The sequence below is a fragment of the Gammaproteobacteria bacterium genome (assembly GCA_013003425.1).
GTDB lineage: Bacteria > Pseudomonadota > Gammaproteobacteria > Steroidobacterales > JABDKV01 > JABDJB01.
Map to the genome: position 1 here is coordinate 1 of JABDJB010000081.1, position 21,798 is coordinate 21,798.

Annotated in this window: 15 protein-coding genes; 7 read left to right on the plus strand and 8 right to left on the minus strand. The window is 59.2% G+C overall.

All coding sequences use genetic code 11. The annotated features are described in order from the left end of the window. Nucleotides 1–37: 37 nt before the first annotated feature. Entirely contained in the window at nt 38–1,123 is a 1,086-nt protein-coding gene (locus HKN06_11550; GenBank protein NNF61946.1) for an efflux RND transporter periplasmic adaptor subunit, read from the minus strand. Continuing rightward, nucleotides 1,120–4,413 carry an efflux RND transporter permease subunit gene (locus HKN06_11555; protein NNF61947.1) on the minus strand — a complete coding sequence of 1,098 codons (3,294 nt, stop codon included), beginning with the start codon at nt 4,411–4,413 and terminating at the stop codon, nt 1,120–1,122. The genes HKN06_11550 and HKN06_11555 overlap by 4 nt, the downstream gene beginning before the upstream one ends. 110 nt (nt 4,414–4,523) lie before the next feature. Between HKN06_11555 and HKN06_11560 the strand changes: the two genes are divergently transcribed. From HKN06_11560 to HKN06_11570, 3 genes are read left to right on the plus strand one after another with little or no spacing between them, the layout of a single operon-like run. After that, a complete protein-coding gene (locus HKN06_11560) occupies nt 4,524–5,054 on the plus strand; it encodes a GNAT family N-acetyltransferase (GenBank protein ID NNF61948.1) in 531 nt (176 codons plus the stop codon). Further along, nucleotides 5,051–5,950 carry a hypothetical protein gene (locus HKN06_11565; protein NNF61949.1) on the plus strand — a complete coding sequence of 300 codons (900 nt, stop codon included), beginning with the start codon at nt 5,051–5,053 and terminating at the stop codon, nt 5,948–5,950. The genes HKN06_11560 and HKN06_11565 overlap by 4 nt, the downstream gene beginning before the upstream one ends. Further along, nucleotides 5,947–6,342: a GFA family protein gene (locus tag HKN06_11570; GenBank protein ID NNF61950.1), complete on the plus strand. Its 396-nt coding sequence runs from the start codon at nt 5,947–5,949 to the stop codon at nt 6,340–6,342. Before HKN06_11565 ends, HKN06_11570 begins: the two co-directional genes overlap by 4 nt. On the opposite strand, the gene HKN06_11575 is transcribed toward HKN06_11570, so the two are convergent. Next, nucleotides 6,339–6,719, minus strand: a complete 381-nt coding sequence (locus HKN06_11575) for a hypothetical protein (protein NNF61951.1) — start codon at nt 6,717–6,719, stop codon at nt 6,339–6,341. The two genes, HKN06_11570 and HKN06_11575, sit on opposite strands and share 4 nt — an antisense overlap. Then, the gene (gene ppsA, locus HKN06_11580) at nt 6,716–9,082 is read right to left on the minus strand and encodes a phosphoenolpyruvate synthase (GenBank protein ID NNF61952.1); all 2,367 of its coding nucleotides are present in this window, start codon (nt 9,080–9,082) and stop codon (nt 6,716–6,718) included. The genes HKN06_11575 and ppsA overlap by 4 nt, the downstream gene beginning before the upstream one ends. Nucleotides 9,083–9,134: 52 nt before the next feature. On the opposite strand from ppsA, the gene HKN06_11585 reads away from it, so the two are divergent. From HKN06_11585 to HKN06_11595, 3 genes are all read left to right on the plus strand, one after another. Then, a complete protein-coding gene (locus tag HKN06_11585) occupies nt 9,135–9,959 on the plus strand; it encodes a kinase/pyrophosphorylase (GenBank protein NNF61953.1) in 825 nt (274 codons plus the stop codon). A gap of 212 nt (nt 9,960–10,171) precedes the next feature. Further along, complete coding sequence (locus HKN06_11590; protein ID NNF61954.1) at nt 10,172–10,564, plus strand: DUF1249 domain-containing protein; 393 nt, start codon at nt 10,172–10,174, stop codon at nt 10,562–10,564. A 30-nt stretch (nt 10,565–10,594) separates the two neighbouring features. After that, on the plus strand, nt 10,595–11,656 hold the full coding sequence (locus HKN06_11595) for a hypothetical protein (protein NNF61955.1): 1,062 nt from the start codon (nt 10,595–10,597) through the stop codon (nt 11,654–11,656). A gap of 54 nt (nt 11,657–11,710) precedes the next feature. Here HKN06_11595 and HKN06_11600 read toward each other — a convergent pair whose 3' ends face one another. The 4 genes from HKN06_11600 to HKN06_11615 all read right to left on the minus strand — a co-directional run bounded on the left by HKN06_11600 (nt 11,711) and on the right by HKN06_11615 (nt 21,380). Then, the gene (locus HKN06_11600; protein NNF61956.1) at nt 11,711–14,800 is read right to left on the minus strand and encodes an efflux RND transporter permease subunit; all 3,090 of its coding nucleotides are present in this window, start codon (nt 14,798–14,800) and stop codon (nt 11,711–11,713) included. Then, entirely contained in the window at nt 14,797–18,003 is a 3,207-nt protein-coding gene (locus HKN06_11605) for an efflux RND transporter permease subunit (protein NNF61957.1), read from the minus strand. Before HKN06_11605 ends, HKN06_11600 begins: the two co-directional genes overlap by 4 nt. Before the next feature lie 2 nt (nt 18,004–18,005). Then, entirely contained in the window at nt 18,006–19,118 is a 1,113-nt protein-coding gene (locus tag HKN06_11610) for an efflux RND transporter periplasmic adaptor subunit (GenBank protein NNF61958.1), read from the minus strand. Between the two features lie 156 nt (nt 19,119–19,274). After that, nucleotides 19,275–21,380, minus strand: coding sequence for a carboxy terminal-processing peptidase (locus HKN06_11615; GenBank protein NNF61959.1), 2,106 nt, complete (start codon nt 21,378–21,380; stop codon nt 19,275–19,277). Between the two features lie 114 nt (nt 21,381–21,494). On the opposite strand from HKN06_11615, the gene HKN06_11620 reads away from it, so the two are divergent. Continuing rightward, nucleotides 21,495–21,779: a hypothetical protein gene (locus tag HKN06_11620; GenBank protein NNF61960.1), complete on the plus strand. Its 285-nt coding sequence runs from the start codon at nt 21,495–21,497 to the stop codon at nt 21,777–21,779. Nucleotides 21,780–21,798 lie beyond the last annotated feature (19 nt).

The following is a 21,798-nucleotide window of genomic DNA, read 5'->3' on the forward strand; positions in this document are numbered from 1 at the left end:
CCCACCGAGCACGAAGGCACTGCCGCGATGGTATGAATCAGGAGCCGGCGGCGGAAGAGGGTGCGCCAGCGGGCGCGCCGCCGCCGTTGTTTATCATGACGTCCTGGCCAGGCCGCAGTCGCTCGGCACCACGAATCACGACAGTGTCGCCGACCTGGATATCGCCGGCGATGGCAATCATCTCGCCTGCACCAACGCCAGGCTGCACCGGTACGCGTTCGGCCTTGTTCTCGCTATTGACGCGAAATACTGCTGCACCGTCAGCGCGCAGCACCAGCGCGTCGCGCGGCACGGCAAGTACCTCCTGGTACGCTGCCGTCGGCACCTGCACCCGTACACTCTCGCCCACGATCCAGGCATCTGCCGGTACGTCAATGCGCATCTCGAACATGTGGGTGCGCGCATCGCCGTAGGGAACAACGGCCCTGATGATGCCGCTGCCGCTGGTGCGCTCGCTGGCAACGGCAATCGAAGCGCCTTCCTCGAGAAAACTCACGGCGCTAAGCGGGGCGCGAGCCACCACTTCGAGGCGATCGAGGTTGATCAGGCGCACGACGTCACCACCAATGCTGGCGCGCTCTCCAGTATTGACGAAACGTTCGGTGACCCGCCCGGAAAAAGGCGCACGCACTGCGGACTTGTACAAACCGATCTCGATCTGCGCCAGCCGCGCCTGCGCAACGCGCAGCTCGCTGCGGGCAATGCTGAGGTCAGACTCGGTCTGGTCCAGCTGGCTGCGGGCAGCGTTGTTTTGTGCGGCCAGCTTGCGCAGACGGGAAACTTCGCGCTGCAGGAAGGCGATTCGCGACCGTGCGCTTGAGACCAGTCCTTCGTTCTCTGCCTTTTGCTGCAACAATAACGCGTCTTCCATTTTTGCAACGACGTCACCGGAAGCGACGCGATCGCCGATTTCGGCGATCGTCACGATTAGTCCGGCGACTTCAGCTGAAAGCCTCGCATCGTCGCGACTGATGACAGTCCCGGAGACCTGTACCTGTGGCGCCAACTGCCTCATCTCTGCCTTGGCAACGGCGACCGGCGCAGGAAAGCCGCCGCCCTGCGCATGCGCCGTACCGGCAGCCAGCGCGAACGCCATAGTCAAAATTCCAAACTTCAATTTCATCCTCCGTCTCCGCGCACCCGGTCTGACAGGCCGCCGCCGGCGCCCGCAGCTGCTGGCGCGGGTTGTTCCAGACCAAAAAGCCGGCCGAGACGCGCCAGCAAATCATCAAGGAAAGTCGCGCGTAGCAGGCTGGGTAGCAGCACCAGTGTGAACACCGTACTCACGCTGAGGCCGCCGACGATAACGGCAGCCAGTCCGCGATACAACTCGGTGCCGGGCCCGGGAATCAGCAGCAGCGGCAGCATGCCGAACAGGCTTGTCAGCGTGCTCATCAGAATTGGTCGCAGGCGGATCCGTACCGCGCCGCGCACCGCATCGTCGCGTGATGATCCGCCGCGTTCAAAGGCGCGTGTCTGGTGCACCAGCAGGATCGCGTTGTTCACCACCAGGCCGAGCAGCGTGATAAAGCCGATCATCGTCAGCAGGTCCATTGGCTGATAGCTGCCAAGCTGGCCCGTGAAAGCCTTGCCAATCCACTCCAGCAGCGAACCGTCGCGTCGCTGGAAGGCAAGCAGCGTGTTGGTCATGTGCAGGCCCAGAACGCCACCTACTGTTGCCAGCGGCAGCGCCAGCACGACCAGTAAACCATCCTTGAAAGAGCGGAACAGGGCGCAGATCAGCAGGTACAGAATCGCGACAGCGAGCAGCAGGCTGTTGCGCATGTTTTCCAGCGCGATGCGCAGGTTGTCAGCGCTGCCGTAGTAGCTGACCTCGCCGTCCTCCGGCAGGATATTCAATATCACCGGCTCGACTTTTTCTTTCAGCGTGTCGATCGACTCCTGCAGCGACATGTCTTCCGGCGGGGTGATTTGCAGCGTGATTGCCCGGCGCCGGTCGACCCGCCTGATCTGGTCAGGCCCGACGGTACGCGACATTTTTGCCAGCTCACTCAACGGCACTACGCCCAGTTGCGGCGTCGCCAGTGGCATTGCCTCGAGTTCCTCGGGTGTCAGCCAGGGCGCCGCGCGCAGGACGATGTCGCGGCGTCGGTCGCCATCGAAATAATCACCAACGTAAAGGCCGTCGCCGAGGGAGCGAATGATCCGGGCCATCGTCTGCCGGTTCCAGCCGGCCTCGACGATCAGGCGCTCGTCGGGTACGAACCGTAATTCCGGTTCGGCCAGTTCCAGTCCCGGATCGGGGCGCACCTGGGCGCCGGGCAGAGCCTGCATCGTGACCCCGAACGCCGCCTGTGCCGCGGACAGCATGGCGTCGAGGTCGCGGCTCTGGATATTGAGCTCTATGCCGCGACCAGCGCCGACATTGCTGAATATGCCGCGCCGCGAGGCAAAGGCCATGGTGTCAGGAAAGCCGCGCAGCACCTGCCCGTTGAGTGCCGCGACTGCCTGCTCAACCGGGTCGTCCGCAAACATCTGGCCAAACTGGCACAGCGAGCGCCTGACCGCGCTGAGGACAAAAACCGGATCCTCCGGCGGCTGGCAGGGCTGGGTGACACGCGCACCCATGAAGCCGAAGCGACCGAACACACCAAGGAAGTACATGTCGAGGCTGGGTTCCTGCTCGCCGTTGATGTAAGGCATCAGGCGTTGGTCGACAACCTTTGCGAATTCCTTTTCGGCCGTATCGACGCTCTGGCCCGGCGGCGGGATGATGAAACCAAAAACAAAGTTCTGCTTGCCGGTTGGCAGGTAGTCGGGTTTTGGCAACAGCAGCAGGCTGAGGCCGATTGCCGCCGAGAACAGGCCAATAAACCAGACGGTGCGTCGCAGCGGCGTAGCGGTCAACTTCATGATCAGGTTGGTGCCGCCTTCCCACCAGTTGGTATGAGGGTCGACCAGCTCGGTATTGCGCAGCCAGGTTCGCGCAGCAGTGGGGATAACGGTTACGGCGATTATCAGCGAAATCACGACGGCCGTTGCCAGGGTGAATGCCAGGTCGGCAAACAGCTGACCGGAGACGTCTTTAAGAAAGATGATCGGGAGAAAGATCGCGACCGTCGTCGCCGTCGAAGCAAGTAACGCACCCCACACCTGGGTCGCACCATGCTCGGAAGCAACCGGGCCGGACTCGCCCTGTTCGCGCAGCCGTACGATGTTCTCCAGAACAATAATGGCCGAATCGAGCACCATGCCCATGGCGAAGGCGAGGCCGGCCAGCGAAATGATATTTAGTGTCCTGCCGCTGATCTCCAGCGCGGTAAATGCAACGAACAGGGAGATTGGAATGGCCAGGGCAACCACCAGCGTGGCCCTGAACTTGCGCATGAACCACCACAGGATGGTTACGGCCAGGCCAATGCCGATGAGCAGGTTTGTGCGCAGCATGCTGACAGAGTCATCGATGTAGACGGTCTCGTCGTAGACCTGCTGGATGCGCATGCCGGCGCGCGTCACCGGACCATTATTGAGCTCCTCCACAGCGATCTTGAGCTCATCCATGACTTGCAGCACGTTTACGCCAACCTCGGCCTGCGCATTGAAAGCAATCGACGCGCCACCGTTCTGGCTGAGAATGCCGCCACGGTCGACCAGCGTACGCTCGACCGTTGCGATATCGCGCAGCCGCACCGGACTGCCGTCGCGCCACGCCAGCACCATGTTGGAAAAATCATCCAACGCGTATTTGCCGGCATAGCGCACGGTGTAGTTGCGCCGGCCGACTTCGCTGGAGCCGGCCGAGATATCCACGTTGTTGCCGGTGAGCGTTGCCAGGGTGGGAATGTCGATGTTGTAAGCGGCGGCGCGATAAGGGTCGAATGTAATTCGAATTTCACTCGGCCGGCCGCCATAGACATCGGAATTGGCGATACCGGCGACCCTTTCGACGCGCGGCTGGATGACTTCCTCAACAAAGTCCTGCTGCTCTGACATATTGATATCAGTGCGATCGGCCAGTGGCCGTATGGCAAACCAGGCGATGGCGTTACCGAATTGCCCGCGGCCGGCATAGATTATTGGCTCGGTAACGTCAGGCGGGTAATTGGCGACCCGGTTCAACCGGTTCATAACCTCGATGAGCGCGCGTTCCAGCGGCATGTCCACTTCGAAGGTGATGGAGATGCTGGCAGAACCACTGGAAGCGCTGGCTTCCATCTTGCGGGCTCCGGGCAGGCCGCGCAGCGCATCTTCCTGAGGTTCGAGTATCTCTGCCTCGACTTCCTCCGGGGCCGCAGCGCGCCAGCCGGTGTTGATCTGGATCAGCGGGCGCTCGATATTTGGAATCATCTGCACCGGCAGCCGGAACAGGCTGACGACACCGAACAGCAGCACGAGCAGGATCGCGGCGACGACCGCGACCGGGTTGGATAGGGCCAGACGTGTCAGATTCAAGCGGGATCTCCTCCGTACAGCCCGTCATTGTAGCTTTATTCTGTAACGATGCACTGCCGCGCGGCCTGTCTGATATGAGATCATTGCGGGCCTGAAAGGTTGCAGTGAACATGGCAAAAGCGCGATTCAAGGTCTGTGCAGCAACGGATGCCGACGCCGCGGAGGTCCGGGCGCTGGTATTTCCCATCATGGAGGAGTTCGGCCTCGGGCTGGCACCGGCCGGTGCTGATGCTGATCTTTACAAGATTGAGGCAAGCTACCAGGCTCGTGGGGGCTGGCTGGACCTGGTCAGATCCGACGACCAGCTGGTAGGTACGGTCGGCATGTACCCGCTGGACGATCACACCATCGAGTTACGCAAGATGTACCTGCGCGCTGACCAGCGTGGCAGCGGGCTGGGTAAGGCGCTGTTGGCGCGCTCGATTCGCAGGGCGGCGGCTGCCGGATACGGCGAAATCGTGCTGGAAACCGCCACCGTGCTGAAAGCTGCCATCGGCCTTTATCGCAGTTTCGGGTTTGAACGCGACGACGGTAACCGGCCGGGTTGTGGCAAGCAGTCCTGCGACCAGGTCTGGCGGTTGCGTCTGGACCAGTTCCAGCTGCCGCAAATCGAGACACCACACCTGGAGGAATGCGCATGAGATCTATGCTGTGGCTTGCATTGTTGCTGGCGGGATGTGCCGCTACGGGTAATGGTCCGGCCGCGGACGCCAATCGTGCAATTGCTGCCGATGCGCCAGGCAGCGAGGTCTGGCTGGGCCGTCTGCAGCGTGGCAGTAACTGGGCAATCAAAGGCCTGAAAAATATTTCGACGCGGCAGGGCTACGACAACCAGCCGGGATTTGTCGCCAACAGCAGCGGCGTCTATTACACATCGATTCGCGATGGTGAACAGGCAGACATATATCTGTACGAGCCGGCGGTCGGTGGCCGTCATCGTCATACAGCGACGCCGCAGAGCGAGTTCTCCGCCCAGGCGATGCCGCTTGGGCAGGGTTTTTCTGTTGTCAGGGTTGAACAGGACGGCAGTCAGGGGCTGTGGAGTTATGCCGGTGGCAGACCGTTCAACCTGTTGGCCAACGTTACCAACGTCGGTTATTACACCTGGCTCGATCCCCAGACTGTGGCCGTCTTCCAGGTGACCGAGCCGCCACAACTGGCGATTGCGACGGTGCCCAACGGCTCGCTGGAGACCGTCCGTGCCGTGCCTGGCCGGTCGCTGCACCGTCTGCCCGGGACTGGTGACCTGACGTTTGTCGACAAGACCGATGCGGATGCCTGGTGGATAAGCCGCTACGAACGGGCGACTCGCAGAATCAGCCGGATCGCTCCGGCGTTGCCGGACAGCGAAGATTTTGCCTGGACCCCGGACGGGCAGTTGCTGATGGCAAGCGGCCGGAAGATTTTTGTCTGGCGTGATGAATGGCAGCTGGTTGCGGACCTGGGCGATACCGTGGCGGGGAAGATCACCCGCATTACGGTCGCACCTGACGGCAGGCAGATCGCACTGGCAGCTGCCGAGGGTGGCGGCGGTTGAGCGCATTACTCGAACATACCGGTGGCTGTCACTGTGGTGCCGTGCGTTTTGTCGCAAAGGCGCCGGCTGATGCGGTGGTGCAGACGTGCAATTGTTCGATTTGCAGCATGACCGGTTTTGTACACCTGATTGTGCCGGCGGCGCGTTTTCACCTGCTCGAGGGTGAGGATGCCCTGACGACCTATACATTTAACACCGGTGTGGCAAAACACATGTTCTGCCGGCTTTGCGGTATCAAGTCGTTTTACGTGCCGCGATCAAATCCCGACGGTTACAGCATCAACGTCAACTGTATCGACAGCGATACTACTGCGGGCTTCAACAAGGAAAATTTCGACGGGCGCAACTGGGAGCAGAACGCCGCTGGTCTGCGCCACCTGAGCGAGGATTAGTCTGCCGGCGGTCTGGATTCCCGCACCACCCGGTCAAGCGCCGAATCAACAGCCTGTCGTGCCGATGCGGTAATACCGCCCTTGCGATACTGCTCGGCGATCAGCGCTTCAATGCGATCGACAGCCTCATCAATGCCGCTGCCGCCACCGTAGTTACCAAACAGGTTTATCCATACATCGGTCCGCCGGCCCAGCGACAGCAGGTTGTAAAATCGGTTACCGCCGGTCACCAGGTCAGCCAGCGTCAGGAAAAAAGAAAGCGGGGACAAAATAAGGTCACGCATGCCATCGGCAAACAGCTTGACCTGGAAGACGGCAGCGTCGCGGATGAGCTGCCAGCGTCCCGGGCTGGTATCGCCACTGCTTTGTTCGGTCATGACGCTGTAGCGCTTTGTCCTGCAAGCATCAGTCGGGTCTCAATGACGGTATCCGGATTGAGCGACATGCTTTCGATGCCCTGTTCCATCAACCACTGCGCAAGGTCCGGGTGGTCCGACGGACCCTGGCCGCAGATGCCAATGTACTTGTTGCGCTTCTTGCAGGCCTTGATCGCCATCGACAGCAGTGCCTTGACGGCGTCGTCGCGCTCATCGAACAGGTCGGCGACCAGCCCGGAATCACGGTCCAGACCGAGAGTGAGCTGGGTCAGGTCGTTGGAGCCGATAGAAAAACCGTCGAAGTGATCGAGGAACTTGTCGGCCAGCAGGGCATTCGACGGCAGTTCGCACATCATGATGATTTTCAGCCCGTTCTCGCCGCGACGCAGGCCGTTTTTTGCCAGGGCATCGATTACTGCCTTTGCCTCGGAAACTGTGCGTACAAACGGCACCATGAGCTGCAGGTTGCTCAACTGCATCTCGTCACGCACCTTGCGCAGGGCGCGGCATTCGAGTTCGAAGCAATCAGCGAAGGAGCTGTCGACGAAGCGCGAAGCGCCACGAAAACCCAGCATCGGGTTTTCTTCGTGCGGTTCGTATTTGCTGCCACCGATAAGGTTGGCGTACTCGTTCGATTTAAAGTCAGACAGCCGCACGATGACGGGCTCGGGGGCAAACGCCGCGGTGATGGTCGCCACACCCTCGGTCAGTCGCTCGATAAAGAAACTGACCGGGTCGCGGTAGCCGGCCATCTGATGACGGATGGTTTCCTGCAGCGAGTCATCGAGACGGTCGAACTCCAGCAGTGCCTTGGGGTGTACCCCTATCATCCGGTTAATAATGAACTCGAGCCGCGCCAGGCCGATGCCGTTGTGGGGCAACGAAGCAAAATCGAAAGCCCGGTCAGGGTTGCCGACGTTCATCATTATCTTGGTGGGCAGCTGCGGTATGTTGTCCAGCTCGATCTGCTCATGCTCAAAGTCGAGCTGGCCGGAATAGACCTTGCCGGTGTCACCCTCGGCGCACGAGACGGTTACCTCGGCAGCATCGGCAACAGCCATAGTGGCGTCGCCGGTTCCAACGACCGCCGGTATCCCCAGTTCGCGCGCGATGATGGCGGCATGGCAGGTGCGGCCACCACGGTTGGTCACGATGGCTGCGGCGCGTTTCATAATGGGTTCCCAGTCCGGGTCGGTCATGTCGGTTACCAGCACGTCACCGGGTTGGACCCGGTCCATTTCTGCCGGTCCGTTGACGATACGCGCCATACCCTTGCCGATGCGGTGGCCTATGCTGCGGCCGGTAGTCAAAACCTTGCCGTGCTGCTTCAGCGTGAAGCGCTCGAGTGTCTGGCCCTGGTGACGGCTCTTTACCGTTTCCGGGCGGGCCTGGACGATATAGAGCTTGCCGTCGATGCCGTCCCGGGCCCATTCGATATCCATGGGACGCTTGTAATGATCCTCGATGACCACGGCGAGATGGGCCAGTTCCTGTACGTCAGCATCGTCGATACAAAACTGCTGACGCTCTGCTTCCGGCACGTCAACTGTTTTTACCGGCTCGTCGCCTGAGTCGCAGTACACCATGCGGATAGCCTTCTGGCCGAGGTTGCGTCGCAGGATGCCGTTGCATTTGCTGCGCACAGCGGGCTTGTAGACGTAGAATTCATCGGGATTGACGGCGCCCTGCACAACAGTCTCGCCCAGCCCGTAAGCTGCGGTAATGAAGACGGCGTCGCGAAATCCCGATTCAGTATCAAGGGTGAACATGACACCGCTGGCACCAATATCGCTGCGCACCATACGCTGCACGCCGGCCGACAGCGCCACTTCGTGGTGCTCGAAGCCGTGGTGCTCACGGTACGAGATGGCACGGTCATTAAACAGCGAGGCAAAAACCTCCCTGACTGCCAACAGCACGTTGTCCAGGCCTTTGACGTTCAGGAAGGTTTCCTGCTGCCCGGCAAACGAGGCTTCCGGCAGATCCTCAGCGGTTGCGGAACTGCGTACCGCAAACGAAACATCGGCGCCGGCATGCTCCTGCCAGGCGGAGCCAATTTCTTCGACCAGCCGCTGCGGTAACTCGCTGGCCATGACCCAGCCGCGAATTTTCTTGCCGGTTGCCGCAAGCTGGCCGACATCACTGACGTCCAGCTTGTCCAGCTCGGCGCGGATTCGGGCATCCAGCCCGTCCTGCGCGAGGAAATCGCGATACGCGTCGGCCGTTGTGGCAAATCCGGTGGGAACCCTGATGCCGACCGCCGCCAATGCGGAGATCATTTCCCCCAGCGAGGCATTCTTGCCACCGACCTGGGGTACGTCATTCATGCCGAGTTTCTCAAAGGGTATGATGTAGTCGCTCAAGGTCGCTCCCATAACTTAATGAGCCAGTTGGTGACATTGTGATACGAACAGTATGAACAGACGCACTGTTTTTTTCGTTTCCGATCAGACGGGGATTACCGCTGAAACGCTGGGCCGCAGCCTGCTCACGCAGTTCGATGCGCTCGATTTCAGGCAGGTGACTTTGCCATTTATCTCTACTGAAGACAAGGCGATGGAGGCCGTCAGGCGGATCAAGTTGACCGCACAGGTCGAGGGGCGCCGGCCGGTTGTGTTTGCCACCTTCGCGAGCGGTGAACTGGGCGACCTGATCCGCCAAAGCGGCGCGTTATTTCTGGATTTTTTTGACGCGTTTATCGAGCCGCTGGAAAAGGAATTTGAAACCCGCTCTTCGCATACGATCGGCCGTACACATGGCGTGTCCGGCGACGAATCCTACCAGCGCCGGATTGACGCGATGAACTTTGCGCTGTCTACGGACGATGGCACGGGTATGCGTAGCTATGAGGAAGCAGAGGTAATTCTCATTGGCGTTTCACGCACCGGCAAGACACCAACCTGCATTTACCTGGCACTGCATTACGGTGTGTATGCGGCGAATTATCCACTCACCGACGAGGACTTCGAGATGTCGGGTCTGCCAAAGACAGTGCAGCGATACCGCAACAAGCTGTTCGGATTGACCATCGACGCAGACCAGCTGCGTCGCATTCGTGAGGAGCGCCGCCCCGACAGTCGTTACGCATCAATGCAACAGATAAATTTCGAGTTGCGTGAATCGATGGCAATGTTCCGGCGTAACGGAATATCCTATGCCGACACGACTGACAGTTCGATCGAGGAAATATCCAGTACTATCCTCGATACCATGGAAATAGACCGCGCCGATCGCCGCTAGTGATGCTACAGGCCGGTGGAGTGTGAACTCCGTCGCAGAATTTACCGCACGCTTGCCGCACAGTGCTTATTGACCATAAATGGCCGGGCCGGTGACCTTGCATGCGTGTGGTATAGTGATTTTCAGTGGATTTACAGACATTAAGCGTACGCAAATCAGACAGCGCAGTGGTGTTGCCGAGGGCAACAAGACCGCTGAGTTTTGCTGGTCTGATGACCCTGTACGAAAGCAATTATGTTCGTCTTGGCTGGCTGGTACCGGAGTTGCCGGAGCAGGGCAGCAGCCTGGTTTCACGGCCCGGAACGGACATGCCGCTGCATCTGTCGGTGCAGGAAGTCGCACGTTACACGACCACATTGCGCCTCACCTATTACTTCAGGGACGGCGGCGCGCTGATTGCCGATCCGGATCTGCTGGTGCGGGTTTACCACGATGCCGGGCTGGTCGAGGCGATGGCCTGCAGTCACGAGCACCGGCACGAATTACTGCGTGCCTACCCGACCGGTCGTGGCAGCGAGCTGGAGCGGCGCTGGGTTCGCAACATGATGCTCAACAAATGGTTGGAGTATTGTGCGGACCAGGGTCACTCCTTCAGTCGCGACTGACACCAGGCACCGTCGAGGGAGTACTCCAAAGTGGGAATTAGCCAGACAGTGGGCCTTAACCCCGGCGACGAAGTTCCGGCAAAGACGACCGAGGAAGATCGTCTACTCAACCTGTTCTGGAACCGCGCTGAGCTCAAGAAAGAATTTTCCAACCTGCGTGATGATCGCGATCACCTGATCGAGCGCCTGCAGGAGCAGGAAAAGCAGACAGAGCGCGAACGCAAGCGTATGCGCGATATGGAGAAGCTGCTCGCCAACCCCGATTCGGGTTACCGCGCGATCGTTTACTTCCAGCTGCGTGCATTGTGGGGCAAATGCCACCGCCAGCTGGAGAAGTTTTGCGACCAGCTGAAAAAGCAGCAGCAGGACCGTGAGCGCAAGCGCCAGATCATGGAGTTCAACCAGGAACGACAGAAGCGCCTGCAGGAAATCAATGGTCGCATTGTTTCGACCAAGGCAGAGGCAGATGACATGAAAAATGTCATTGCCGGGTTCGAGCGCCAGCGTGACAACCTGCGTGGCTTCTGGAATTACTTCAAGCGGCGCAATATGCAGGCGACTGTCGACGAGCACAAGACAAAGCTGGCTGCGATCCGGTCTCGCCTGGAAGACCTGTTCGACCGCCGCATCAAGATCGAAAGTGAGCCATGGCCCGAGTACCCGGGGCTTGGTATTTCCGGCAAGCGCGCCATCAACGTAGCCATGCTCGCCTTGTCGCAGCATCTGTTTGTGCAGCTGTCAGACGGCACCGTTGCCAACCTGGCCCGCACTGCCAAGCACAAGAAAGTGCAGGATGTCGATTATGGCACGCGCTCGGACTGCGAGTACAAGATGAAAAAGATTGACGAGCTGGCCAATGCGCTGATGTCCAACCGCAACTATGCGGATGAGCTGCGCGCTCGCACCGACATGCTGAACAAGCAGGTGGAGTTCAAGAGCAACACGGAGACTGTGCCGGCAGCGACCTCAGTTGCACGGCTGGCCTCGGCCGTTCCCGGATTCGACCCGGGACGTACCGTTGCATCGATTCCGCTGGAGATAAATGTGCTGGCGGACGACTACTGGGATATCCAGAAGCTGCTGATGAAGTAACGCAGCCGGCTTGTCATCAGTTACGAGAAGGGGCCGCAGAGGCCCCTTTTCTGTTTATTTGATTGCAGCAGGCGTGGAGCCGGACGTGCCTCTTGCGGTACTGAGTACCTTGCGCCACCAGCGGGCGAGCCCGTCAAACCAGACGTAAACCGTTGGCACCACCAGCAGCGAGGTGATGGTAGAGAATGCCAGCCCGCCGATAATGGCACGTGCCATCGGGTAGTAGGGTGGCCCACCGCCACCGATCTGCGTATTGCCAACGGCTAACGGCATCAGCCCGAGGATGGTTGTAGCCACCGTCATCAGGATCGGACGCAGTCTGTCACGCGCACCCTGCAGTATGGCCTCGTGCCTGGTGTGTCCTTCGCGACGCAGGTTATTGATGTGGTCGATCAGCACGATGCCGTTATTAACCACAACGCCGATAAGGATCATGATGCCGATCGAAGCCATGAAGGAAAACGTGGTGCCGGTGATCAGGAAAAACCAGAACACGCCGAATATTGACAGCGCAATAGAGGTAACGATCGAAATCGGGTAAAGCGACGATTCGAACAGCGCCGCCATAACAATAAAGATAAGCATTATGCCAAGCAGGATATTTACTGCCATGATCTGCTGGGTTTCGTCGTTGCGATCAAAGCCGCGGCCGAATTTCCACGAGTAGCCCGGTGGTAACTCAAACTCTTCCATCAACGATTTTATTTCTGGTCGTACCTCGTCCATGGTTGTATCGTCGAGGTTTGCGTTGATAATGACGGCAGTCTGTCGGTCGACCCGCGTGATTTGACGCGCACCGCGCGTTACATGGAATGACGCAACGCTGCCCAGCGTAATGCGTTCGCCGGCGCCGCTCCACAGCGGCAGATTGGCCAGATCCTCGATGGTCTGCCGGTCGTTTTCCCTGAAAGCCAGCCGCACGTCGACCTCACCTTCGGCGCCGCGAAATTCCCGCAGGTTGTCACCACGCATGGCAATGCCGACGGAGGTCGCCACCTCGCCGGCCGTCAGGCCGACCCTGCTGGCCCGTTCACGGTCAACAATGACCTGTACTTCGTTTTCGCCGTTGGCCATATCGGCACGAATGCCTTCCAGGCCATCAACGGAGCGCAATATGCGTGTCACATCCTGTGCGATCACTGCCAGTTGCTCGGTCGAGTCCCCGCTGATCTGCAGGCTGAAGCCTTCGCCGCCGCCTTCCTGGTCGAAATCGAAACTCGGCTTGCCGATGATTATCTCGGGCAGATTTTCTTCGACAAACTCGATAACATCTTCGGTGCTTATAGTCGCGTCTTCGCGTTCGGTCAGCAGGATAGTCGACTCGGCCCGGCCTGGTTCGAAGTAGCTGTATACTGCGACGATATCCAGCTTTTCACGATTGTCGTAAAGGAAGCCCTCGACCTTGTAGACAGCTTTCTCCACTTCATCCAGCGGGTGCTGGTTCTCGATATGGAATGGCAGGAATAACCGTCGTGCCGCGGCCTGCGGGAAGGTCTCGAATTCGACGAGTTTGCCCGGAAACGCGATGCTCAGCCCGATGACCGCACTGCCACTGGCAACGATCAGGACGATGCCGAGCAGCGTCCACCAACGATGATGCAAGGTCCAGTCCAGCAGGTCGGCATACCCGTGCGACAACCGGGCCATCAGCGACCCGGTACGCGGTACGGGCGGGGAAGGCACCCTGGCGGCCAGCATTGGCACCAGCGTCTGGGCAATGACCAGCGAAGCCAGCATGGCGACAGAGATTGTCACCGCAACATGCGTCAGGAAAACAGTAATGTCGGTTTTTGTGCCAAACATCACCGGCACAAACACGATAATTGATGTGGCGGTGCCGGCAATGACCGCAACGCCGACTTCACGCACGCCCATCAGCGTGGCCTTATGGGGCTCGTCGGGGTACATCTGGCGGTAGCGGAAAATGCTCTCGGTAACCACGACAGCATTGTCGACGAGCATCCCGACGCCGAGCATCAGCCCCATCATGGACAGGATGTTAAGGCTGAGCCCGCTGAAATACATAACTGCCAGAGAAATCAGCAGGGAGAAGGGCACTGACAATGTCACGATGAGGGTCGTCGTCCAGTGACGCAAAAAAGCGTACAGCACGATGATTGCCAGCACCGCGCCGATCAGGCCGGACCTCAGAAGGTCGCTGAGCGACGAGCGTACGCCGTCTGCCTTGTTATCGAGCGTGAAGATATTGACCCCGCGCATCTGAGGCAAGGTACGGGCTTTCTCCACTTCCTCCATTACCCGGTCGGCGACTTCGACCATATTGGCGCCGGTAGTTTTAAACACGCTGATCCCGATTGCATACTGTTGGTCGAGATGACGGCCAAAATTGCGTTCCGGCGTGTGTAAGGATACGTCTGCTATATCGCGCAGCCGGAGCCCCTGGCTGCCGATGACCAGGTCGCGGATTTCTTCAAGTGATTGAAACTCGCCGCGGGGGCGAATACTGAAGCGTTGCCCGGCGTCAGTGATACGACCTGCGCTGACGGCAAAATTGCTGCGTTCCAGCTGCTCGCGCACCACGCGCACATCCAGCCCATGCGCCGCTATCCGGTTAGCATCAAGCAGGATACGAATCTCGCGCGGCATAACGCCCTGCAGTTCGACCCTGGATACACCTTCGATGCGTTCGATACGCCGTTTGAGCAGCCGGTCGAGCATGTCGTAGGAGTCTTCGAGATTGCGCGAATCGCTGGAGATTCGCAGCACGAGTATCGGCTGGTCACCCAGGCTGCCGGTGAAGATGAATATCCGTCGTATATCGGCCGGCAGGTCGCCACGGATTGCATCGACCTTGGCGCGCGCTTCGATGCCCTTGGCAGACACCTCTTTGTTCCAGCCGAACTGCACGAAGATTTGTGCCTGGCCCTCACTGGTCTGTGACTGGATCCTTTCGATGCCGCTGAGTGTCGCCAGTGCTTCCTCCACCGGTCGGGTGATCATCGTTTCTACTTCCTCGGCAGTAGCGCCGGGGTAGGGGATCTGCACGAAGATGCCGGGGAATTCGATGTCCGGAAACTCTTCCAGAGGCAGCAGCTGCGAGCCAATCAGGCCGACTACGCCCAGCGCCAGGAAAACCATCACCGTGCCGATGGGACGGCGCAGCGCAAGGGCGGTGTGTCTCATGCGCTGACCTCCGGCTGGCTGTGTAACTGTGGTTGTCGTGCACGGCCGCGATCGAGCAATGAATACACGACCGGAATGACCAACAGGGTAAGAACGGTCGATACCAGCAGCCCGCCTATCACGGTGATGGCCATGGGTGCACGCACTTCCGCCCCTTCACCAAAACCGATCGCCATGGGTAACAGACCCAGAGCGGTGGTCAGGGTGGTCATCAGAATCGGGCGCAGGCGGGTACGACCGGCTTCCATCAGTGCGCTGGTTTTGTCAGCGCCGCGGGCACGCAGCTGGTTGACCAGGTCGATGAGCACAATGGCATTGTTCACCACGATGCCGGCCAGCATGATCACGCCGATCAATACAACTACGTTAATCGGCGTATTTGTCAGCGTGAGGCCCAGTACCGCGCCAACCAGCGCCAGGGGAATAGTGAAAAGGATCACGAACGGGTGGATGATGGATTCGAACTGGGCCGCCATCACCAGGTAAACGAGAAAAACTGCCAGCGCCAGGGCAAAACGCATCGAGTCAAACGATGTCTCCATGTCACTGCTCTGCCCGCCCACGACAGCGCCGATCTCGGCAGGCAGGGGCGTGGCAGCCAGGATCTGTTCGACTTCAGCGACAGCGCTGCCCAGGTCGCCGTAGCGAGTATCGGCAGAAATGACAATAACGCGTTCCTGGTCGACGCGGCGGATTTCCGTCGGTCCCTGGGCAATAATGATATCGGCTACTGCATCAAGGGTAACGGGGCGTTTGCTCTCCGGGTTAACGATCAGGCGCCGGATATCGTCAAGCGTGGCATTGCGCTCATCGATACCACGCACCAGGACCGGAATTTTCCGGTCACGCCACGTGTAGCGTGTTGCCAGTTCGCCGCGTACCTTGGCCACCACCCGGTCGGCAATATCGCGCACCGCCAGGCCCAGTTTCGCAGCCCGTTCCTGGTCAAAAACAATCTGCACTTCCGGATTTCCGGTTTCCAGCGAGGTCCGCAGGTCGGTAAACCGGTCGGATTGTTCCATTGCCGCATAGATGCGCTCGCTGACCGCTTCGATCGCCGTCAGGTCATAGCCGCTTACTTCTATTTCCAGCGGACTGGCAAAGCTGAACAACTCGGGCCGGCCAAATTCGTACTGCAATCCCGCCAGTTCGTCCAGCTGTCGCCGCACATCGTTCATGACGCGGGTTTCATCGTCTCTCGATGCCGAGGTCTTGAGCTTGACGCTGAGTGAACCACTGTTTTCACCGGCATCGACCGGGCTGGCGTCGAGCCGGTTACCGGTTCCGGCGACCGAAAAGGTCAGCTCGACGTCGGCAAGGTCGCGCGTGGCCAGCTGGGCGCGCTGAATCATTTCATCGGTGCGTTCCAGCGGGGCGCCCGGTGCGAGGCGCAGGTCGATACGAAACTCACCCTGCGACAGCTGTGGAATCAACTCGGTGCCCAGGCGAGGCACCAGCGTCATGGTGCCGGCGAAAATTGCCGCCGCGACGAGGACGACAAACAGCCTGTTGCGCAGTGCCCATGCCAGCGTCGGGTCGTAAACGCGTGCGGCGATTGCATTCAGCGCCTGGAATACAGCTACAACCGGAGTGAAAGCCAGGCGCAACAATTTGCCGACAAACAGGGCCGCGCCAAGGACCATGCGCACCAGCCAGGCGATTGCCCGGGTAAACCGGGCCGGCTCGGTGTGACTCTCGGCATCGCTGAACGCATGTCCGGCACCCCATGCGGCCAGCATGGGTATGAGCGTCAGCGCCACGAGCAGTGAGAACAGCAGGGCAAAGGTGACGGTCAGGGCCTGATCGCGAAACAGCTGCCCGGCAATGCCGTGCACGAATACCATCGGGAAGAACACGGCAATGGTCGTCAGCGTTGCGGCAATGACAGCGGATGTCACCTCACCGGTGCCCTCACGCGCAGCGGTGCGGACATCAGCACCGCCTTCACGCTTGCGCACGATGTTTTCCAGCACCACGATGGCATTGTCTACAAGCAGGCCGACTGCCAGTGCTATACCGCCAAGCGACATGATATTGAGCGTCAGGTCCGAGGCATACATCAGTACAAAGGTACCGATGACCGAAACCGGTATAGCCGTGCCGATGATCATCGTTGCACGAATATCGCGCAGGAAGGAATACAGCACGATTATCGCCAGGATTCCGCCGATAAGCGCGGCAGAGAGTACCTGGTTGATTGCTTGCGAAATAAATACTGATTGATCGTAAATCTGTTGCAGTTCGACGCCAGCTGGCAGGTTTTCCTCGATACCGTCCAGGCGTGACTTGACCCGGCGCGCCACCTGCACCGTGTTGGCGTCGCCTTCCTTGTATACGGCGAGCTCGACCGATTCCTGACCATTGACCCGGGTGATCGCCTGGCGCTCCTTGTACCCGCGTTCGACCATTGCAATATCACGCAGGTAGACAGGTTGTCCGGCGGAGGAGGTGATGATGGCGTCGGCAATTTCCTCTACCGAGCGGAATTCGTTCAGGGTGCGGACAAGAAACCGCTGCGAGCCCTGTTCCAGTCTGCCGCCGGCAAGATTGACATTTTCCCGACGCAGCCGCTGCGCCACCTCATTGATCGGAATGCCAAGTTGCGCCAGGCGCTGCTGGTCGACGAGGATGCGGATCTCATCTTCGAGGCCACCACTGATCTTGACAGCAGCGGTGCCCTCGATCGCCTCGATTTCATTTTTCAGCTGTTCTTCGGCATAGCGGCGCAGGTTTTTCAGGCCGGCTATCCGCGCGACTTCATTGTCTGCTGCCTCACGCACCAGAGCGAGGCGAACTATCGGTTCATTCGACGGATCGAAACGCAATAAGATCGGGCGGTCTGCCTCCAGCGGCAGTTCGAGCAGGTCGAGCTTTTCGCGCACATCGACACTGGCAATGTCCATGTCGGTGCCCCACAGAAACTCCAGGATGACATCCGACTGACCTGACCGGGATACTGATCTGACACGGCGCACGTTCTTGATGATGCCAACCGATTCCTCGATCGGTTTGGTAATCAGGTTTTCTATTTCCAGCGGCGCGGTGCCGCTGAGTTCCGTGCGTACTGTGATGGTGGGATACGACAGGTCAGGCAGCAGGTTTACCTTCAGTCGTGTCAGTGAGACCACACCGAACAAAGTGATGGCAAGCGTGAACATCAGCACCGTGATGCGCCGCTCCGTTGCCAGTTTCACCAGGCCCATGTCTAGCTGGCCGGGTCGGTTTGCGGTGTTTCCTCGACAGCGGTCCGCGTATCGGGAGGCTCAGCACCGATTACCCGTACCTTGCCGCCATCCTTCAGCGAGTTCTGGCCGATCACGACAACCTGCTCATCGCCGGACAGGCCATCGGTAACTTCGACGCTGGCTCCGTTGGCGTAACCCAGCGTTACCTCGCGGCGCCGCGCTACACCATCTTCCACGACAAAAACCGCGGTTTCCGCATCGGTATCGACCAGGGCAGCGCGCGGGACCAGCATGCTGTTCTGACGCGTGTCATAGACCACGCTGATGCGTCCGAACATTCCCGGTTTCAGTTCGCCATCGCCGGAGTCGATTTCAACGGTTACCTTGAAGGTTCCGGTGCCGGCATCCACTACCGGGCTGATGCGAATTATCCGGGCCGGATACAGCTGATCCGGTCTTGCATCGATCTGGACTGCAGCCTGCTGGCCCGCCTTGATCTTGTTGAACTCTTTCTCGGGTACATGCAGATAGGCCAGTAACGGATCGAGGTCGGTAATTTTGAACAATGGCTGGTTGACGGTAATGGTATTGCCACGTTTCACGTAACGTTCGGCAATCACACCGCTGAACGGTGCTTTTATTTCCGTGTAACCCAGTTCGAGTCTTGCCAGCCGCAGTGCCGCACGCAGGGACTCCAGCTCGTACTTCATGCCTTCGAAAGCACCGGCGCTTACCAGGCCCTTCGAGTTGAGCTCGATATTGCGGCGGTAGTCCTGCTCGAGGCGTCGCACGTTGGCAAGCTGGCGCGCGACTTCAAGCCGCAGCCTTTCACCGTCGAGCCGAGCCAACACCTGGCCTGATTCGACCTGGTCGCCTTCCTCCACCAGCAATTCGACGATCTCGCCGGCAACTTTGGCGCTTACATCCGCCTCGGCATCAACCTCGAGGGCAGCGGTGCCGGAATAGACTGCAGTGATTTCGCCGCGTTCGACCAGCCGGGTTTCGACCGGTATCGGGGTTGCCTCTTCATCTTCTTCGGCGGTTTTCTCGCCTTCGCCGCCGATCTTGCAGGCGGTTATGAATGTGACTGCTGCGAGCAGGCCAATAAAACGAAGCAAACGTGTAGTGCTCATAATCCCCAAATTCCCCAACGTGCCACCACAGGTCAACTGCGACCGGAACGGCCATTTGCACCGAGGGTCATAGTGTTATAGTAGAGTATAACACTAAAGGGGCTAAGCACAACCACCGGCTGGAAGGGCCTGTGCTAGACTAAAACGCTTTTACTTTCAATTAGTTCCAACGTCTTTGCTGGCATCGTCGGCGCGGGCAATCACTGGCCCGGCGACAATGTCAGCAACAATCTCGGCGGTTTCGTGCAGCAGCACATCGACCGGCTCGACTTCATCCAGGTCTTCCGGCTTCTCCAGTGGCTCGAGATTGAGAGCGGCCCGCCGCTCATTTTCGCGCTCCAGGCGCCGCATGAGTTCTGCTTCACGTTCTTTCTCACGCGCTTCCCGATGCAGCGAGACCGAGCGGTCCTCGCTGTTGGCGTGAGCGATGCTGTCGAGCAGGAAACGAAAATCAGGATCGGTATCTATGCGGTCGGAGTGGCGATTGATCAGCGAGGGCACAAATTGAGCCGGCGCGCCGTACAAATCGTAACCGGTCGTGGCAATTTCATCCCAGGGCAATGCCGTTTCGCGGGCTGACTCGCCCACCTTGGAAACATCGACAGAGGAGGGCAGCTCAATGTCCGGTAACACTCCACGGTGCTGCGTACTGCCGCCGTTAACGCGGTAATACTTACCGATGGTCACGGTCAGCTGACCGAAGTCATCCTGGCCCGGTCGTGCAGAGTAACGGTTCAGGTCATAGAGGTTTTGTACCGAACCCTTGCCGTAGGTACGCTGGCCGATCACCAGGCCGCGTCCGTAATCCTGTATTGCTGCGGCTAGTATTTCCGATGCCGAAGCGCTGAAGCGGTCGACCAGAATCACCAGGGGGCCATCCCAGGCGATACCACGCTGTTTGTCGCGCAGGATTTCAACACGTCCGCTGGAGTCTTTCAGCTGCACTACCGGGCCGTTATCAATAAACAGACCGCTGAGTGCCGTTGCTTCAGAAAGATGACCACCGCCATTGCCGCGCAGGTCGAGTACCAGTCCTTCGATGCCATCTTTGCGCAGCTCACCAATCAGGCGTTCGACATCGCGTGTGGTGCTGGTGAAATTCTTGTCGCCGGAAGTCTTGGCCTGGAAATCCTGGTAGAAGCTCGGGATATCAATCACGCCTATTGGCACCTTGCGACCGTCGCGGTCGACTTCGATGGTGCTTTTCTGGGCGGCCTGGGCCTCGAGCTTGACCTTGTCGCGGCGCAGTTCGATGACTTGTTCGGGGTCACCAGGGGCAGCGCCGCCGGGCAGAACCTGCAGGCGCACAACGGTGCCGCCGGGTCCCCGGATCAGCTGGACTACATCGTCCAGTCGCCAGCCGACCACATCGGTGATTTCAGGCTTGTCGCCCTGGCCGACGCCGGTGATCCGGTCCTGGCGTTTCAGCTGGCCGTCAATTGAGGCCGGGCCGCCTGGAATGATATCGAGCACTGTCACGTAATCATCGGTGAGCTGCAGCGAGGCGCCGATGCCGTCGTAGGACAGGCTCATTTGTATGCGGTATTCCTCGGAGTTACGCGGCGAGAAGTAGTTCGAGTGCGGGTCGAGTGTATCCGCATACGAGTTCATGAAGGTCTCAAAAACCTCATCGCTGTTGAGCTGGTCGGTGCGCTTGAGGACGCGGTTGTAGCGCTTGCGCAGGATGTCGGCAGCTTCGGTCCATTCCTTGTTGGTCAGGACCAGGCTCAGCATGTCGTTCTTGACACGTTTGCGCCACAACTCACGCAGCTCCTGCTCGTCTTTAGCCCATTCGGCTTCGCTGCGATCGAAATAGTAGCGCTCGTCGATGGTGAAATCCGGTTCCTCATCGAGCTGGGCGAGAGCATTCTCGATGGAATTGCGTAGCCGAACGCGGTATGTCCTGAAAATATCAAACACCGGATCCATGTCGCCGCGTTTGACTGCTTCGTCCAGGCTGAAGCGATACTTCTCGAAGCGGTCGATATCGTCGGCAGTCAAATACAGCCGGTTCGAATCCAGCGCTTTAAGGTAGCGATCGAGAATCTTGGATGACAGGGCATCGTCGACCCGCGCATTGCGGTAATGTGATCGCTCAAACAGGGTGGTCACGAGGCGGGAAACCTTCTCGTGGCGGGGGCTGGGTTCCAGCACGCTTGTCTGCGGCAGGGAAACACCAGTACTGGGAACAAGTACCGTTGCCGGTATTGCCAGGAAACAGGCCGCAAGCAGCGGTGTGTAGAATCGCGTCATCTTTGTCATAATTTATTCGTCTCGCCCAATTCGAGGCTCGCCTCAGCCTAGTAGGGCAGGGTTCTCATCGCAAGGGCCGGAGCCACATTTTCCGCGTCCCTACAAGGCGTTAAGGCAAATTGTATGCGTCCACTGGCCATTCTGACCGGTTTCGTCCTCGGCACGTCAGCGTCCATAACGCTCAGCCTGGCTGTAGTCGGACTGATTTTTACGGTCCTGGCCCCCGAGTACGAACAGGTACGGGCGGAAATCCGGCCATTTCTGGCCACCGCCGGCCTGTTCCTATGTCTGACCGTCGCCGCGGCGCTCAGTTTCGTCAGTATGTTGCGCGAATTGCGGTGGCGCTGGCTGGCGCAGGCCGCTATGTGGGCGATCATTGCCGCCACGGTGTTTTATTTTCTGCCGTAAGCTGCGACAGCATAAGGTG